Origin of the sequence: Aliifodinibius sp. S!AR15-10 (genome assembly GCF_031569985.1) — a bacterium.
In the GTDB taxonomy this organism is placed as follows: domain Bacteria; phylum Bacteroidota; class Rhodothermia; order Balneolales; family Balneolaceae; genus JAMQKA01.
The window spans coordinates 1-15,851 of record NZ_JAMQKA010000077.1; the positions used below are offsets into that span (position 1 = coordinate 1).

Consider the following 15,851-nt stretch of genomic DNA (forward strand, 5'->3'; position numbering starts at 1 on the left):
CGCCGGACGATCGATGCGTTTACCAAAGCGCACAATAAACAGGCCGCACCCTTTGAATGGAAAAAGAAGTTCGTCAAACCGGGAAAGCTGTCGGATAATTACGCTGATTTATGAATCTAAGTACTAGTGTTTCAGTATTTCAAAATCTCGGTATGGGCTTACGGTGCCTGCGCTGAGATTGATTTGGTGTTCTACAGTAACTTTATTGTGAATATTTTACCGCATTGTCTTGGGACCAAAAGGTTGGGATTCGATTCCTCTCAGATCTTTTGATCTCCCTTTGACAAAAAAGAAGCTAGAGAATGCAGAAAAAATTAAGTAATGAATAGTTTTCACAGTCTTCCCGTCCGGTAGTACAAATGGTAGGTGCAAAAAAAAATATGATTATGAAGAACTTATTAGCCTATCTCGTTAAGACTTCGAATCGGACAGGTTAAGGGTCTTTTGCTAACAATATTATGAATAAGGTTCTCTAGTTCCTGTTTTCTAGGCTATAGAAATGTATTATTCAACCACATGAAATGCATTTCATTATTTCATAGGCATGGCCTATGAAGTAAACTTTGAAAAAGCTTTAATTCACGACAGCTGGATACGACAATAGATGTGTACCCAGAAACATTCTTGAGTAAGTCATGTAAACTATAAGACCATTCTTAAGAATGGTCAAAGAGCCCTATAACCATCTCATTCTATTTTGAAACTTTTTGACTTCTTTTTCCCTGACAAAATTTTCACTAGGTGCTTAGCCCATAATTCTAAGGCATTTCTTTTCTCTTCCATATAGCTGTGGCGGTCGTAAATAGCCGTCACTTGTCCGTCCCCGGCCAATCCCTTGTGATTAAGTATCTTTCCCAAGACGGTTCGGTCGATACCCAGTTTTGCCATATAGGTAGCCGCGGTACGCCGCAGGTCATGCGGACGAAAATCCTTTACTTTGGATTCTTTCCGTATTTTCTCCACCACGCGTTTTAATTCCTGGATGGGCTCTCCTTCGATGACTGGAGATTCAAACACGTAATCGGATTTTTTCTTTTGGGATTTAATTTCTTTTAGAATGTCTATTGCTGCTGGTGGTAATGGTACGTCATGGGGCCGCTTTCCCTTTGCATCTTCAGCCGGAATGGTCCACAAGTCTCCCTGTGGGCATTCCCAACGCATGCGAGAGGTTTCTCCTTTCCGCTGGCCGGTAAGCAGCAGCAGTTTAAAAATGGATCGGGCGGGTTCGTCTTGGTTCTCAAAGGCCTCCCACAGCTTTTTAATCTCCTTCTCGGTGTAATATCGATCCCTTTTGTTTTCTCCCTCCTGATACGTGGGGATCGTAGATACCGGGTTATATTCCGCCAATCCTCTTCCTACCGCAAACGCGTACATTTTGGAGAGGCGCGCCCGCATCCGATTGGCCATGGTCGGGGATCCATCTTCAAAAGCCTTGTCATCTAACATGCTTATGATTTCATGCTTGGACACTTCTTTTATGGGTAGATCCCCTAAAGCCGGAACTAACTCGTTATCGACTATCCGCTTGTATTCTTTTTGGGTTTTCTCCCGTAAAGTTGGGAGATACTTCTCCTTGAATTCCTGAGCCAGTTCGTTAAATAGGGTAGGATCTGGTTTGCTCTTTTGTTTCTTTTTTTCCGCCAGGGGATCAATACCATTGCTGATATCAAACCAAAGCTTTTTGGCCTCCTCCCGGGCTGTCGATAATCCCATTTTTGGAAAACTTCCAATGGTAAAACGTTTTACCTTATCCTTAATGCGATAACGATAGACAAATGATTTGTGGCCGGTGGGCGTCACTCGAATAGCCAATCCAGTAATCAGATTATCGTAAATTTCTGTTCTCTTTTTGGGTGGTTTTAAGTTTCGTATAAATGGGTCTGTTAAATTTTTATTCGCCATGATGATTCTATTTTAAATATTGTTGTCCCAGAGTCTCGGGGACAACAGGGGGACAACAGAATGGGTTAATGCCACGTAATTATCTGAAATCTAAAGTACCGCTTAATGGCATGATAGACAATAGTTTACAGCTAAAATTTAATGTTATGTAATGGTAAGAAATCCGTTTTGAACATTCTGTCACGCAGGAGGTCGCGAGTTCGAATCTCGTCCGGATCGCTTCTCGTAAGCCCCCTAACTTTCAAAGAGTTAGGGGCTTATTTATTTTCTACATACTTCCCGCCTTAAACTAAGCTTATTTCAGAAAGGTGCCCCCCCCCACTATGTATGGTTTGTACTTGACTACAGTCATGTTGTTGTGATATTTTCGATACCAAACCTCTTGTGGCACGACAAATTCTCTCCGCTGGAAAGCTGGCCGCTGGATTTATTATTAAGAAATTTGTTCTCAAGTTGGAGGGGGCTGTTAAATTTCATCCACTTTGTGCTGTAAAATATCGGCAAACTTCCGGGCCGCCTTACTCCGGTATCCCCCGTTACGCCAGAGTAGTCCAACCGTTCTCTTTGGGGTAGGATTTTTGATCCGGACGGACTTTAACTGCTCTGCCGCTTTCATTTTCATGGTCAGCGCTGGCAGGATGGTTCCCGCAGTACTGTTTCCTTCCAGGGCTGAGAGTAACCCACCGATCGTGTTCATCTCTATCGCAACATCGGGCTCAATACCAGCTTCCATAGCGCAGCGGTCCCATATTCGTCTCGTGCAGTACCCCTCCGAAAGCAGGATAAGCTTTTGTCGGTCGAGTTCTGCTACATCAATGACCTCTTTATCGGTCAGTGAATGCTGCCCATTTATAATCAGCAGTAATTCCTCATCAAACAGACCATTAAACCCCAGTTCGGGGTAATCCGCCGGATGGAAGCTGATGCCGAGGTCCAGCTCATGTTCGTGCAGCTTCTTTTCAACCTGTGGAGCCGAGAGCTCCTCCAGTTTTAGTCCCACATCCGGGTACTGCGAAGAAAAGGAAGATACCACATGCGGGATCAGGTAGGCGTTGACAGTCTGTACCACCCCTATTTTCAACGTGCCGCGATAAAGCTGCTCCAGCTCATCGATAGCTTGCTTGGCTTCGTCCACCTCTTTGACGATGCGCTTGGCCCGCTGATGGAGCAGTTCACCCGCCTCTGTAAATTGCAGCCTATTCCGGGAGCGGTCAAAAAGCGGTACGCCGAGTTCTTCCTCCATCCTTTTGACCTGCTGGGAAAGGGCCGATTGCGAGATAAACAGTTTGTCAGCCGCCGCTGTGAAGGTGCCCTCCTCGGCAATTGATAGCAGGTATTTGAGTTGACGCAGTTCCATTGAGATATAAGTTTTACTTATGATAAGTAGAAGTAAATATTGATAGACTTATGATAAAAATCCAGCTAGTTTCCTCTTCCAACAAAAACAAAACCTGGAAAAGAAATTATGAAGCTACGAACTGAATACTTCGTTTTGGTGCTCTTGATCTTGCAAGTTGCCATTGTTTCGGGTAGCTACGCTCAGAAAGCCTCAAAAAAAGAGATAGCCAGTCTCAATACTACCGATATGGATCTCACGGAGGCCCGGGTCCGCTACATGGAAGGGCTCGACCTGCTGATCTTTGAAATGCAGGTGGAGGGCACTGCCGGAAATACCACACCTGAACCAGCCGGACAGATGAACGGCGCATCCGTTCTTGGATATGTATTTCCCACCACGCTGAGTCCCACCGATGTGGGCTTCGGCGATGTAGAGGGTATTCTGGCTTTTGCTGTAACGTCACACCCCGACTTTGACGACACCCCGCTTTGGGACGAGGACAACGACCTCAATTATGAAAACGATGGCCAAATTTTTCATACCCATTGGGTGGTGCTGGTGAAAGATAAGCGTGTGGCGGGCGGACTTGCCGTAAAGGAGTACAAAAAGGAGGACCAGAGCGTAGTGCTGCCGCCCACCAATCCCGGCATGCCGATGTATCTGGATTCGCCCGGTTTTTCAGTGGTATTTCGGGGGCATTCCGTGAAGGTTGCAGTACCGGCACAGCGTGTAAACCACAAAACATCATTCAACTACGATGGTGTGGCTGCCTATATGGAGGTCTCCACCGGTTCGAACCAGCCGATGCTGGGAGTATACTCTGTTTTTGAAGTGCTTTCTGGTGATTTGAGTCTGCCGTATGGCGTTCAAAAGTAAAGGTAAAATAGAATCCTCCAGGTTCAATAAGATAATCCCAATTACGGCGATGTGCCCCGAGTGGTCAGGGGAGAGCTTGCAACGCTCTTACGGTGGTTCGAATCCATCCATCGCCTCAATTATTTCTGTGTGGCGAATTTAATTCAACATAATATCCAGCAGGTTCAGGAACGTATTGCCCATGCCTGTCGGCGGGTGGGACGAAGCCCGGAGGATGTTCAGATTGTGTTGGCTACAAAGACGGTGGAGGCGGGACGTATATTGAAAGCGACTCGTCTCGGATATCCCATCATCGGAGAAAACCGTGTGCAGGAGGCAGAAGAAAAAATCGAGCAACTGGATGAGTACGCCGCTGAACTTCAATGGCATTTTATCGGTCACCTGCAGAGTAATAAGGTGAACAAGGTAGTGCGTTTTGCCTCCATGATCCAGTCAATTGATCGCATGAAGATTGTGCAAAAATTGAATCGGCGCCTCAAAAAAGTAGATAAGACTATGGACGTGCTTATTCAGGTCAACACCTCCGGGGAAGACAGTAAGTATGGGATTCATCCCTCCCGGGCCCTTGCGTTTGTGGAAAAAGCCTCCGAATATAAGCGGCTGAATATTAAGGGCCTGATGACGATCGGGCTGTTTTCTGATGACTGGCCGAAAGTTCGGGCGGGATTCCGCCAGCTCCGTGAGATACGGTATGCCATTGCAGCTGAACAGTTGGAAGGCGTTCAGATGGAGCACTTGTCGATGGGCATGACCAACGATTTTGAGTTGGCCATTGAGGAGGGTGCTACCATGATTCGCTTGGGCCGCGCTATATTCGGTGAGCGAAGTACACCCGATTCGTACTACTGGCCGGGAATTGAATCAACCACGGATTTACACTGATAAAAACGAGGAGTCTGTAATTTCTGCAGATCCGGTATAAACATATATTGAAATCCTGAGATGAAGATACACTACCTGCAACACGTCTATTTTGAAGGTCCAGCCTATATCCAAACCTGGGCCGTAGAACAAGGATATGAATTGACCGGCACCCAGCTTTTTAAAGGGGAAGCCCTGCCCGGGGTGGAAGAGTTCGATGCCCTGGTGGTCATGGGCGGTCCCATGGGGGTGGGTGATGAAAGGGAATATCCCTGGCTGGGAGAGGAAAAAGCGTTTATCAGGGATTGTATCTCACGGCAGAAGAAAGTCTTGGGGATCTGCCTGGGTGCCCAGCTCATCGCCGATGCTTTGGGAGCAAAAGTTGAGCCCATGGCGGAAAAAGAGATTGGCTGGTTCCCGGTTGACTGGTCGCAGTCCGTACGGAAAGAATCTGGTTTTTCTTTTTTACCTGCCCGGCAAATGGTGCTCCACTGGCATGGAGATAGGTTTGAGTTCCCGGGTAATGCGCTGCCACTGGCAAGCAGTGAGGGTTGTGATAGCCAGGGATTCCTAATAGATGATCACGTTTTGGGCCTGCAATTCCACCTGGAGATGACCAAAAACAGTCTGACCACGTTAATTGGGAACAGCAGTAGGGAGCTGGAAGAAGCCAATGGCCGATTTATCCAGGATGCAGAGGCCATGCTGAAAGGGAATTACTTTGCTGAGAATCATCAAATAATGAAGCAGCTGCTAAATCGCTTTTTTGTCGATTAATCGAATAGAAAATACGTTTACTGTTTGGTGTCATCCTGAACCACTGCGCTGAACTTGATTCAGTATCTCTTTCAGGATCTCGTAAGCTTTGAAGACGTTGATTTGGTTCAAATTTATATCAAAGGATATCATTTTTACGAGATTCAGCGTCCGGGATTACAAAGAGCATCTGCAAACTCCGGCTAGTATTGCAACGTAAACTCCTCGTCTGCCCACAGGATAACCAGGGGCATAATACAAACCAGCAGCGAGTTTAGATAAACTGGAAACGAGTGGTGATAGCTCATATGCACGGTGAATGCACCGATCGCAAACGGCAGCAGCCCCAGCAGTGAGATTATTTTCGCTGGACGGTAAAACAAGCCGATAATAACCCCGGCCACCCCGGTCGTTTCTGCCAGTCCAATAAGCATCGTTGGCGTTGGACCAAAGCCTATCGACGCCATGTTCTCCATCATGCTCTGGACGCCAATAATTTTATAAACCCCGGCGTATCCGAATATGTATACCAAGACGGCTATCGCAATCCAATGAATTCCTTTTTTTAAATTTTTTATAACAGGTATTTCTTGTTTTTCCATAACAGTTTTTTGTGGGATTTATGATTGTGGATTGGCAAAACTACCTGTTATTCTGACTATTCGTAAGTACTTACAGAGTTTTTAGAAGCTAACAATGTTGTAAGTATTGGCTTGATTGGACATGAAGGGTAGAAAAGAGAAAATAGTTGTTATTAAACGTACCGAAATGACAGACAAATAGAGACTACCAGGCATCGGTGAAAACTAACTAATACCTTGCATAGTCTTCGCGATAGCCTCGCACTGTTATTACGGCGGTATTGTGGCCTATCCAAGCGAGTAAAGATACTGGTAGCGTGTTGAGAAGCCGTTATATCAGGTTGCTGGAATTAAGATGTGATATCAGGTGAATGGTACCTGTTTTTGATCAGCGACTCCTTCTTCTTTTTGGGAAATTGTTTGATCTGGTATTCCCGTTTACAGGCTTCTGACCGGTCGGGATGCTCCTCAACAAATACCAGCTCGTCCGGCTCGTTTCGCTGCATGTACTTTGCTCCATCACCCTGCCTGTGCTGGTGCCAGCGCCTGATCACATCGTTAGTGCTACCGGTGTAGAGGTTCCCATTGGTACAGCGAATCATATAAACGAACCAGCTACTCATCGTAGATTGCATCTGTGTTAAAGTTCCGTAGGTCGAAGGTCTAAAAGTCCAAGGTCGAAAGGGGAAAGGTATTAAATTTAATGCTCATACCCCGGACGTTTAAATGTCGAGTTGTTGAACTGTTGAATTGTAAGACAGCCAGGGCTTGAGGGACTAGATGTGGTTCGCTGCCACTCAGTGAAGGCGCTTAATACCCTAATTATTATCTAGTAGGCAACCATTCCATGTTTCTCCTTGTATGGACTAATGAAGGAGCTTATAGCAGAGTGACTCTTTTAAATATTTAATCAATTTACAGTGGAGAGTTACATTATGGAAATAGTAAACAGCAGACGCCATTCTTATCCGATATCCATTGTTGTTTTTTCAGTAATGACATTGATTTTTGCCGGTTGTAGTACCGATTCAGCGGAACCGGGTAATAACACAGGAAATGGGAGTAATACACAGCCTGCTTTTGACAGCGGCCAGATTAACCAAAGCGGCAGTTTCAGCTATACATTTGAAGAGGTTGGAACGGTTGAGTATTACTGCAGCATTCATTCCCCGGACATGCAGGGTCAGGTTACGGTATCCAGTGATGCAGAAGTCAGCGAACGGGATACCGTGCTGATGGAAAATACGCAGTTTAATCCAGCACAAATTACCGTGGCCCCAAGTACCGAGGTGGTATGGATAAACAGGGACAGTTTTACCCATACCGTGACCCAAGGCAATCCATCATCCGGCGGTAACGGCGGTGGAGGCTATTAAGAAGAACCTTTGCAAATAGAAATGGCAAAGGAAAGTCGACGAAACCCCAGTTGTGGGCGACCAGAGGCATTGGTATCTGTATGTCGTTCAAAATCGGGTAAGCCTCGAATTTAGCCACTATTTGCCGGTGAATGGTTTATCCTGCCCGTAGTACACTTTAATTCACTACGGGTTGCCATGAAATATTCGACACTTTGGATACTCACTCTTTTTCTCATCATCGGTCTCAAAGAAAAGCCAAAACGCCAACACTTCTCGGAATCTCCGATATTACTAACCTGTCCCAATAGTAGTCGGTCCACACCGTGCCAAAAATACAGTCGTATCATCGATGATATTGACATCAGGAATGCATTTTCCAGGCTGTGGCATAAATCCCGCACAAATCGCTCCATGAAGGAACGCAGGGAACAGGGAGTATGGATTGTGCTAAATGATTAAGGTGGATATGGGGTCATCCCTTTCCCTGAGGACTGGTCCGTTTTTCCATGTAGTATTGAATTCCCTTCGGATTTTATGAAAGAGATCCATCGAACCTGGTGGGAATTGTACATACGCATCCCTTTTTTGAGGGAGATGATATAACAGGACCCAATGTTTGCGGAGAAGGGAAAAGCAGGCACTACACAAGCGGCGGTAACTACGAAGACCTACAGCTTCTCGTTGAGATTGCCACGCACATTTCAGACTTTTGTATCAAAAGTTATGTCATTGATGGGAGTAACATTACCTCCATGACTGTATGGGGACAGCTGGCGCTCTACCCGAAAGATTCTTTTTTCAGTCTTTGAGGTGGTTCTTCAAAACCCTCTTTTACAGGAATCATCACAATGATATAATTTGGTTGACAGATATATCATTAATGCGAGTACGATAATTATGTATATCCCCAGTTCATTTAAAGAAACAAGAAGTGAAGTATTGCAAGAGCTGATCCAGGCTAATAATTTTGGCATTCTTATCTCCCAGGGCGATAGTAAACCCCAGGCCACCCATCTGCCGTTTACGATTGATCCGGATCGGGGACCGAATGGAACATTGGTGACACACATGGCCCGAGCCAATAAGCACTGGCGGAGTATGAATGAACATACTGAAGCACTGGCCATATTCCAGGGAGCTCATAGCTACATTTCTCCGTCGTGGTATGAAAAAAAAGCGTCCGTCCCCACCTGGAACTACGGGGCCGTACATGTTTATGGAAAACCGCGCGTAATTGAGGATCGTAGTCGGCTACATACTATTGTCACTGAGCTTGTGGAGCTTCATGAGTCGGACCAGGAAGGGGGCTGGAGTATGGATTTGGTTGAGCACAAACTGGATTCCATGCTGAAGGCGATCGTCGGCCTTGAGATACCGATTGAAGAGATCGAGGGAAAAATGAAGTTCAATCAAAACCGTTCTGACGAAGATCGCCGAGGGGTGATAGCACATTTATCCTCCACCGGGAAGCCGGCTAAACAGAAGGTTGCCGATATTATGAAAAACCACCTGGAGGAAGAGAAAGGAAACAATTGACGGTTAACATTGTTCTCAAGTTCAGATAATGTGCTTGGCGTTTTAAAACCTGGGTGTCATCCTGAACTCGTTTCAGGATCCCGCAAAGTTTATTTCATTGATATATATTCTAACCACTAAATCAACGCCGATAACAACTGCGTGAATCTGGACGCGCAGTGAATCTAACCTCAAATGTTTTAGATAGTTAATCAATACGGTAAGGCGTTTTAAACTCCATCGCCACATCAAACAGTATCAGTTCCGATTCTTCCATAGCCTCCAGCTCAAGCTTTGTCAAATCGGTTATTCCGGCGCCATCACCCTGGTAGAGCACAACGTCATCATTTATCCTGATCGTGCCATGCACGACCTGGAGCCAGGCGCCGCGTCCCTGTTTCAAATCATGCTCATAAAGGTCGCCTTTTTGTAAGATACCCGCATAGATCTCTGCATCCTGGTTGATTCTCATTGATTCTTCCCGACCCTCAGGTGACACATACAGCCGGAGCCGGCCGGTGCGCTCCGCTTTCTCATAGCGCTTCATTTCATACCCGGGCTCATGACCTTTTTGATCGGGCAGAATCCAGATCTGGATGTTATGCTCTACCTCGTCGTGCTCATTCATCTCGCTGTGTACAATGCCTTTGCCAGCTGAAAGCCGCTGCATCTCTCCGGCACGAATTCCCTCCTTGTTCCCCATGTTATCACCATGGGTAAGCACGCCGCTGGAAACATAAGTTAATATTTCCATGTCGCGGTGGGGGTGAGATTCAAATCCCTTGTGCGGTTGAATGTGGTTTTCCACGATAACGCGAATCGGGCCAAAGCGGGTCCAGTTGGGATCGTGATAATTGGCAAATGAGAAGGTCATCCAGTTGTCGGTCCAGCCAAAATCTTCAAAGCCACGTTCACTGCTGCGACGAATGCGAATCTTGTTTTCCAATTCTGTTGTCGGCATGCTGTATAGTTTTGATTGATGTTACACGCATATTGAACCTGATCAAGTCGCCAAGAGTTTCAAGTTCAATCGGAGGGGAGGACACTACTTTTATATGAGGGATTCCCCTGCAAACTCCGAGAAGATCGGGAAGTAAAATATGCTCCATTGTTAAAGATTAATTTATCGAGAAAGGCGAAAACCAATGAAAAAGTACCTCTCTGTTATCGCAATCTTGGCGCTGGTTTTGTTGGAGGGATGTACGAACTCGGGCGCATTTGTGGCTACAAACAGGACGAGCGTAAACCTGCAAGAAAATAATTTTACGATTGTTGCCGCCAACATGTCCGGTGAGGCGGAATCTGAGTATATCCTTGGATTGAGCTACTCCTATGGCATGATGGCCAATACCATCGCCATTGCCCGGATTCAGGGATCAGAAATGTTATATGCCGATGCCCTTCAAAACTTGTGGGACAGATATGAAGAGGAGCACGGCAGTATTGAAGGCGCAAACCTGGCGCTGGCAAACGTTCGGTACGATGCCGACATCATCAACGCCCTGGTTTACACAAAAGTGAAAGTGATGGTACGGGCAGATATTATTGAGTTCGACTAGGAGGCGATTAACAGGCCTGGTCTGTACTGTTCAGTTTCGATCGTTCCAGCTGATACAGGATTCTACCTTATCCAGCGCGGAAATTAATTCCCGCGCAAGTGATAGGCACTATGCGAGAAAACTGCTGTTCATATGCCAACCCATTGTTTCGTCGTAGAAACCAGATAAATAAGGAAGCAATGATAACATTGTATTCAACAAAAAGGCCCCTCCCCAATTCGGGGAGAGGCCTTTTGAGCAGATAGAAACTGTTCTATTGTACTAGGCCAAGGACTCTCCATGCTGACTGATATCAAGTCCTTCTTCCTCCTCTTCATGCGTTACTCGAAGCGGGATAATCAGGTCAGTGATTTTAAGCAGTATCCAGGTGCCAACAATAACGAAGATCGATACGACGATCAGCGCTACCAGGTGGGAGATGAAGAGCCCTGTTTCTCCAAACACCAAGCCGTTGGTTACTACAGCTGAGTTTATCGATTCGTGCGCGAAAACACCGGTCAGCAGCATTCCCATCATTCCACCGACGCCGTGGCAGGGGAATACATCCAGCGTGTCATCGATGCCGGTGCGGGTGCGAATTTCCACCATGATGTTACTTACTACCGCAGTAACAATACCTATAGTCAGGGAGTGCGTGATAGAAACAAAGCCGGCAGCCGGGGTGATGGCGACGAGTCCCACAACAGCGCCAATACAGGTTCCCATAGCCGATGGCTTTTTACCACGAACTGCATCAAAGATGATCCAGGTAAAAGCTGCAGCAGCCGAGGCGCAGGTGGTGGTGGCCAGGGCGGTGGCAGCCAGCGAGTTGGCTCCAAAAGCGGAACCGGCGTTGAATCCAAACCAGCCGAACCAGAGCAGCCCGGTACCTAAAATGACATAACTGATATGAGATGGTTTATGTACCGGTTCATTTCTTCTCTTCAGGTAGAGTGCAGAAACCAGCGCGGCCCAACCGGCACTCATGTGTACAACTGTTCCACCGGCAAAATCGAGCACACCGAAGCTTGCCAGCAGCCCATCGGGATGCCAGGTAGCGTGCGCCAGTGGTGTGTAGATAAAGAGTGAAAACAGGCAGATAAACAGCAGGTAGGCCGTAAATTGAATTCGTTCAGCGAATGCACCGGTTATAAGTGCAGGAGTAATAATTGCGAATTTCAACTGGAACATGGCAAACAGTACCAGTGGAATAGTGGGAGCCGCAACCCATGGGTCCTGGCTCAGAATCCCATCGAGCATAAAAAAGGTGCTGGGGTTCCCGATTACACCACCAAAGCTCTCACCGAAAGCCATGCTGAATCCTACAACTACCCACAAAATGGTAATGAGCGCCATGGCAATAAAGGTTTGGAGCATGGTGGAGAGCACGTTTTTTCTCCTGACCATCCCGCCATAGAAATAGGCAAGCCCCGGAGTCATAATTAATACTAACGCAGTTGATACCAACATCCAGGCGATATCGCCCCCCTCAAGGTTTTCGACAGAAGCCATACCGTCAGGCAGACCCGGAAAAATTAAACTTAGCACAACCACTAATGCTAATAATGCGAATGGAACGATTGCGAATCGTTTAGTCATCGACATGTTAAATACCCTTCATTTAGTTATTAAAGATTTCCCGCCGCAAGTATAACTAAATTATTTAATAGTATTTAGTATTTTTTCTAAAAAAATAATGCAATTGTGGTGTTTGGGCCATAGGCGGCTGGTTGGGCTTTAAATTATTTAGGTTGGACTATTCTTCAGCCTTCGGAACTTTACCCTTGAGTACACCAAAGGCGTTCCCTGCCTGTGTTGCTTGGGAGGGGCTTTGCCTGATGGCCTGCCTATGCCGGCTATTGAGAGGGGGGCAGCCAGAAATAGAAAAGAAACAAGTGGGGAAATGCCGGTGTGGTACTTCTCCACCTACTGGGAACCGCAATGCAGTTTCGTAAATGCTTTAAAATTCCTTGACAATTTTCTGGCAGATCTCTTCCAGCATATCGCGATGATCTTCCGTGATGGATCCCTTGGTGTGAGAATCGATGTCGAGTTCACCCAGCAGTGTTCCGTCTTTTAAAATTGGGACGACGATTTCAGCTTTGACATCAATGCTACAGGCAAGGTAGTTGTCTTCTTTACTCACATCCTGTACTACGAACGTCTCAAGTGATTCCGCAGCCTGCCCGCATATTCCCTTTCCAAACGGGATGCGCGTGTGGTCGGTGGGTTCACCCACATATGGCCCCAAAACAAGTTCACGTTCGGCTTCGGGATCCACCAGGTAAAAGCCAACCCAGTCGAATACGTCTACGTCATCATCCAGTAGCTCACAGATAGCGAACAGTTTCTCATCCCTGGAAACCTGGCGATCCAAAATTTCGTCGACTTTTGTAATAATTTGTTCTTTGTTTTGAACGGTCGTAGTACTCATAATTACAGCATGTTTAAATTTCGTACCAGTGCATTGATCATAATCTAATATTAATAAAAACCATTCCCCAAAAAGCAGGAGACACTGTTATAACGTGTTAATATTCCAGGTTGTTTTATCTATATTTTCTCACTTATGATTGAACTTTTCCTGCAGGATCCGTTCCCCTTTTCAGGTTACTTTTTGGGAGCATTCTCATTTGTTGTCGCAGCTTTTACCTCCATTTTTTCAGTTGCCAATCCCTTGGCAGTGATGCCGGCGTTCCTTTCTCTTACTGAGGGCGACGACGATGCACATCGGCGCTGGCTGGCTAAGAAAGCCTCTTTCTACATGTTCCTGGTGTTGGTGGTGTTTCTGTTTGCTGGTACCTATATCATGAGTTTTTTGGTATCAGCTTGCCCGGGATACGCATTGCCGGCGGATTGATCATCATGAGGGCGGCGTTCACCATGCTAAGCCCGGAAGAGCCGGGGCGTAAAATTTCGCGGGAGGATGAGGAGTCGGCTAAAGTGAAAGAGGATATCTCTTTTAGTCCCTTGGCTATGCCCCTGCTCTCCGGACCCGGCAGCATCGCGGTAGTGATTGGGCTGGCCACACAGCTGGAGTCGTTCCTTGATTATCTTTTGATAACAGTGGCAATTATTCTCGTCGCGCTCATCTCATGGGCAAGTCGGGCATGAACGTGATGACCCGGATGATGGGATTCATTGCGCTGGCCATTGCAGTTCAGTTCGTTATCAATGGGATAGCCGATTTTTTTGGTGTGTGAAGAGGTGGAAGTGAGAAGCAAGAAGGGGTTAACTTCTGGAACATAATGAAGAGAGCATTGCGAACATCTCGTTAAGTAAACCCGAAACTTGTGCAAGATGTTCTTTATCAACGTAGTTCAGTGCTATTGCTATCTCTAGCTGAGCGTCTATTTCCACGAGTGAAGATCTTGCGATTTCATAGAATCTTCTTTTTTCTTTGTTCGATTTCCTGGCAGCCCCTTCTGAAATATTGGAAACTACAGACACCGAAGCCCTCCGTAATTGACTTGTCAAACCAAATTTTTCTTCTGATGGAAAAGAAGAAGTAAACTTATAGATTAATTTTACCAGTGTGAGTCCTTTTTTCCATACTGTAAGTTGTTTATGGCTAAGATCTAACATAGCGTCTCTCCTTGACAAACTTCAGGTGATAATTGAGGTTTTAAGCCCATAACATAACATAACATTTATATGGAACTTTTGGGGGAAAGTCCCCCCTTCTCCCTCTTCCTTCTCACTTCTTACTTCTTTTCACGTTCCGCCACCAGCCGCATACCGTTTAGCGTCAGCATCGGGTCCACGGCATCAAAATAGTCGGTGTGATGGGCGATAGTGGTAGAAAGGCCACCGGTAGCAATGACGCTCACTTTCTGCCCAAGCTCTTTCTGCATTCGTTCGATGAGCCCCTCCACCATGCAGAGATGTCCCAGCACCAGCCCGGACTGCATCGCTTCTTGGGTATTGCGTCCAATGGCTTTTTCGGGCAGTTCCAGTGGGATTTGCGGGAGCTGCGCCGTACGCTCCACGATGGCGTCCGCCGTAATTTTTAACCCCGAGCAGATCGCCCCGCCCAGCAGCACGCCGGGAGCTTCAATCGCCATAACAGTGGTTGCGGATCCAAAATCCACGACGATGCATGAATCCCCAAAATGGTCGTAAGCAGCCACGGCATCAGCCAGCAAGTCGGCGCCGATCGTTTTCGGCTCCCGGCCACGAATGGCGATACCGGTATCCAGGGTTCCATCGAGGACCAGGGGGACAAAGCCGGTTTTCTGTTTTAGGATGGATTTAAACGAAGGGGTCAGCTGTGGCACCACGCTGCTGATGATGACCGCATCAAGCTGATTATAGCGCTGTCCCGACTGCTCAAAAAAGTTGTCCAGGATGATGGAGTACTCATCCGGCGTTCGGCCCGTTAGCGTCTGGATCCGCCAGGTGTCTGTCCACGCCTCATCATTAGAAATTCCGACCACAATATTCGTATTCCCGATATCTACAGCTAATAGCATAAGTTAGTTTTAAGTAATAAATCTTAAACAATAATTACTTGTCTCGATAACCATATTCCCTGCTAAGCCATTGTATATAAGCTTGTTGCAGCGATATTGTAATTTGGATTATTAAACTGATCCTGCTATGCTAAGAACGGAAATTTTGAATCAAAACACATCCTTTTGACTATGGCAGAACCGAATATAGCACAAGACAGCCCATTTGTAATGGAGATTGAACCCGGGAACTACGCATGGTGTGCCTGCGGGCAATCTGACAATCAGCCCTATTGCGATGGGTCTCACAAAGGGACGGAGTTTTCCCCGATTGTGGAACAGATTGAGGAAACCAAGACGGTAGCATGGTGCGGCTGCAAGCACTCCGGGTCCAAACCTTTTTGCGACGGCACTCACTCTGACCTGGGTGACTAAAAGTGAATACCTTTAAGCTTCAATAATTAGTCTTAATCGTTAGCGCGGGAATTAATTCCCGCGCAATGGATATGAGCACTCCTAACGCGTTTAGCAGTTAAAAAGTAGCCTTTGTGTCATCCTTCTATGTAAAAAGTCAAGGCTCAAATTATAATATGTAGATTGTCACTTACATGGTAGTACTGCTTGCTTGGTTAGCTTCGTTGATGTATTGCGAGGTAGTCTTCTATAAGCAGACA

18 protein-coding genes, 1 tRNA gene and 1 pseudogene are annotated in these 15,851 nt (G+C 46.4%); 11 read left to right on the forward strand and 9 right to left on the reverse strand.

Going from position 1 to position 15,851, the window contains the following annotated elements:
* Window positions 1-687: 687 nt before the first annotated feature.
* Window positions 688-1,902 (reverse strand): tyrosine-type recombinase/integrase, encoded by a 1,215-nt coding sequence (locus NC796_RS25480; protein WP_310688647.1) that lies wholly within the window; start codon window positions 1,900-1,902, stop codon window positions 688-690.
* Window positions 1,903-2,368: 466 nt separating this feature from the next.
* Window positions 2,369-3,259, reverse strand: a complete 891-nt coding sequence (cynR, locus tag NC796_RS25485; protein WP_310688648.1) for a transcriptional regulator CynR — start codon at window positions 3,257-3,259, stop codon at window positions 2,369-2,371.
* A gap of 108 nt (window positions 3,260-3,367) precedes the next feature.
* On the opposite strand from cynR, the gene NC796_RS25490 reads away from it, so the two are divergent.
* The 4 genes from NC796_RS25490 (at window position 3,368) to NC796_RS25505 (ending at window position 5,755) form a co-directional block, all read left to right on the forward strand.
* Window positions 3,368-4,117 (forward strand): hypothetical protein, encoded by a 750-nt coding sequence (locus tag NC796_RS25490; RefSeq protein ID WP_310688649.1) that lies wholly within the window; start codon window positions 3,368-3,370, stop codon window positions 4,115-4,117.
* Between the two features lie 45 nt (window positions 4,118-4,162).
* Window positions 4,163-4,233 (forward strand) — tRNA-Cys (locus NC796_RS25495).
* A 13-nt stretch (window positions 4,234-4,246) separates the two neighbouring features.
* Window positions 4,247-4,999, forward strand: coding sequence for a YggS family pyridoxal phosphate-dependent enzyme (locus NC796_RS25500; RefSeq protein WP_310688650.1), 753 nt, complete (start codon window positions 4,247-4,249; stop codon window positions 4,997-4,999).
* A gap of 60 nt (window positions 5,000-5,059) precedes the next feature.
* Window positions 5,060-5,755 (forward strand): type 1 glutamine amidotransferase, encoded by a 696-nt coding sequence (locus tag NC796_RS25505; RefSeq protein WP_310688651.1) that lies wholly within the window; start codon window positions 5,060-5,062, stop codon window positions 5,753-5,755.
* Window positions 5,756-5,937: 182 nt separating this feature from the next.
* Here NC796_RS25505 and NC796_RS25510 read toward each other — a convergent pair whose 3' ends face one another.
* A complete protein-coding gene (locus tag NC796_RS25510) occupies window positions 5,938-6,336 on the reverse strand; it encodes a DoxX family protein (protein ID WP_310688652.1) in 399 nt (132 codons plus the stop codon).
* Window positions 6,337-6,665: 329 nt separating this feature from the next.
* A complete protein-coding gene (locus NC796_RS25515) occupies window positions 6,666-6,938 on the reverse strand; it encodes a GIY-YIG nuclease family protein (protein ID WP_310688653.1) in 273 nt (90 codons plus the stop codon).
* 312 nt (window positions 6,939-7,250) lie between these two features.
* On the opposite strand from NC796_RS25515, the gene NC796_RS25520 reads away from it, so the two are divergent.
* The 4 genes from NC796_RS25520 (at window position 7,251) to NC796_RS25535 (ending at window position 9,209) form a co-directional block, all read left to right on the forward strand.
* Window positions 7,251-7,691 (forward strand): hypothetical protein, encoded by a 441-nt coding sequence (locus NC796_RS25520; protein WP_310688654.1) that lies wholly within the window; start codon window positions 7,251-7,253, stop codon window positions 7,689-7,691.
* Between the two features lie 177 nt (window positions 7,692-7,868).
* The gene (locus tag NC796_RS25525) at window positions 7,869-8,132 is read left to right on the forward strand and encodes a hypothetical protein (protein ID WP_310688655.1); all 264 of its coding nucleotides are present in this window, start codon (window positions 7,869-7,871) and stop codon (window positions 8,130-8,132) included.
* A gap of 98 nt (window positions 8,133-8,230) precedes the next feature.
* Complete coding sequence (locus NC796_RS25530) at window positions 8,231-8,482, forward strand: hypothetical protein (protein ID WP_310688656.1); 252 nt, start codon at window positions 8,231-8,233, stop codon at window positions 8,480-8,482.
* 88 nt (window positions 8,483-8,570) lie between these two features.
* Window positions 8,571-9,209: an FMN-binding negative transcriptional regulator gene (locus NC796_RS25535; RefSeq protein WP_310688657.1), complete on the forward strand. Its 639-nt coding sequence runs from the start codon at window positions 8,571-8,573 to the stop codon at window positions 9,207-9,209.
* A 187-nt stretch (window positions 9,210-9,396) separates the two neighbouring features.
* Here the strand turns inward: NC796_RS25535 and NC796_RS25540 are convergent, their stop codons facing one another.
* A complete protein-coding gene (locus NC796_RS25540) occupies window positions 9,397-10,149 on the reverse strand; it encodes a pirin family protein (RefSeq protein ID WP_310688658.1) in 753 nt (250 codons plus the stop codon).
* Between the two features lie 184 nt (window positions 10,150-10,333).
* Here NC796_RS25540 and NC796_RS25545 point away from each other — a divergent pair, with 184 nt between their 5' ends.
* A complete protein-coding gene (locus NC796_RS25545; RefSeq protein ID WP_310688659.1) occupies window positions 10,334-10,747 on the forward strand; it encodes a DUF6567 family protein in 414 nt (137 codons plus the stop codon).
* Window positions 10,748-11,008: 261 nt separating this feature from the next.
* Here the strand turns inward: NC796_RS25545 and NC796_RS25550 are convergent, their stop codons facing one another.
* Window positions 11,009-12,325 (reverse strand): ammonium transporter, encoded by a 1,317-nt coding sequence (locus tag NC796_RS25550; protein WP_409070423.1) that lies wholly within the window; start codon window positions 12,323-12,325, stop codon window positions 11,009-11,011.
* 361 nt (window positions 12,326-12,686) lie between these two features.
* Window positions 12,687-13,160, reverse strand: coding sequence for a GAF domain-containing protein (locus NC796_RS25555; protein ID WP_310688661.1), 474 nt, complete (start codon window positions 13,158-13,160; stop codon window positions 12,687-12,689).
* A 252-nt stretch (window positions 13,161-13,412) separates the two neighbouring features.
* On the opposite strand from NC796_RS25555, the pseudogene NC796_RS25560 reads away from it, so the two are divergent.
* A pseudogene (locus NC796_RS25560) lies at window positions 13,413-13,929 on the forward strand (MarC family protein).
* 28 nt (window positions 13,930-13,957) lie between these two features.
* Here the strand turns inward: NC796_RS25560 and NC796_RS25565 are convergent.
* A complete protein-coding gene (locus tag NC796_RS25565) occupies window positions 13,958-14,311 on the reverse strand; it encodes a four helix bundle protein (protein WP_310688662.1) in 354 nt (117 codons plus the stop codon).
* Window positions 14,312-14,430: 119 nt separating this feature from the next.
* The gene (locus tag NC796_RS25570) at window positions 14,431-15,198 is read right to left on the reverse strand and encodes a type III pantothenate kinase (RefSeq protein WP_310688663.1); all 768 of its coding nucleotides are present in this window, start codon (window positions 15,196-15,198) and stop codon (window positions 14,431-14,433) included.
* A gap of 171 nt (window positions 15,199-15,369) precedes the next feature.
* On the opposite strand from NC796_RS25570, the gene NC796_RS25575 reads away from it, so the two are divergent.
* Window positions 15,370-15,612: a CDGSH iron-sulfur domain-containing protein gene (locus NC796_RS25575; protein WP_310688664.1), complete on the forward strand. Its 243-nt coding sequence runs from the start codon at window positions 15,370-15,372 to the stop codon at window positions 15,610-15,612.
* Window positions 15,613-15,851: the final 239 nt, after the last annotated feature.

Coding starts and splice junctions, on each gene's coding strand:
- NC796_RS25480 (WP_310688647.1), bottom strand. CDS start 1,902: ATGGCGAATAAAAATTTAACAGACCCATTTATACGAAACTTAAAACCA.
- cynR (WP_310688648.1), bottom strand. CDS start 3,259: ATGGAACTGCGTCAACTCAAATACCTGCTATCAATTGCCGAGGAGGGC.
- NC796_RS25490 (WP_310688649.1), top strand. CDS start 3,368: ATGAAGCTACGAACTGAATACTTCGTTTTGGTGCTCTTGATCTTGCAA.
- NC796_RS25505 (WP_310688651.1), top strand. CDS start 5,060: ATGAAGATACACTACCTGCAACACGTCTATTTTGAAGGTCCAGCCTAT.
- NC796_RS25510 (WP_310688652.1), bottom strand. CDS start 6,336: ATGGAAAAACAAGAAATACCTGTTATAAAAAATTTAAAAAAAGGAATT.
- NC796_RS25515 (WP_310688653.1), bottom strand. CDS start 6,938: ATGAGTAGCTGGTTCGTTTATATGATTCGCTGTACCAATGGGAACCTC.
- NC796_RS25520 (WP_310688654.1), top strand. CDS start 7,251: ATGGAAATAGTAAACAGCAGACGCCATTCTTATCCGATATCCATTGTT.
- NC796_RS25525 (WP_310688655.1), top strand. CDS start 7,869: ATGAAATATTCGACACTTTGGATACTCACTCTTTTTCTCATCATCGGT.
- NC796_RS25535 (WP_310688657.1), top strand. CDS start 8,571: ATGTATATCCCCAGTTCATTTAAAGAAACAAGAAGTGAAGTATTGCAA.
- NC796_RS25540 (WP_310688658.1), bottom strand. CDS start 10,149: ATGCCGACAACAGAATTGGAAAACAAGATTCGCATTCGTCGCAGCAGT.
- NC796_RS25545 (WP_310688659.1), top strand. CDS start 10,334: ATGAAAAAGTACCTCTCTGTTATCGCAATCTTGGCGCTGGTTTTGTTG.
- NC796_RS25550 (WP_409070423.1), bottom strand. CDS start 12,325: ATGACTAAACGATTCGCAATCGTTCCATTCGCATTATTAGCATTAGTG.
- NC796_RS25555 (WP_310688661.1), bottom strand. CDS start 13,160: ATGAGTACTACGACCGTTCAAAACAAAGAACAAATTATTACAAAAGTC.
- NC796_RS25565 (WP_310688662.1), bottom strand. CDS start 14,311: ATGTTAGATCTTAGCCATAAACAACTTACAGTATGGAAAAAAGGACTC.
- NC796_RS25570 (WP_310688663.1), bottom strand. CDS start 15,198: ATGCTATTAGCTGTAGATATCGGGAATACGAATATTGTGGTCGGAATT.
- NC796_RS25575 (WP_310688664.1), top strand. CDS start 15,370: ATGGCAGAACCGAATATAGCACAAGACAGCCCATTTGTAATGGAGATT.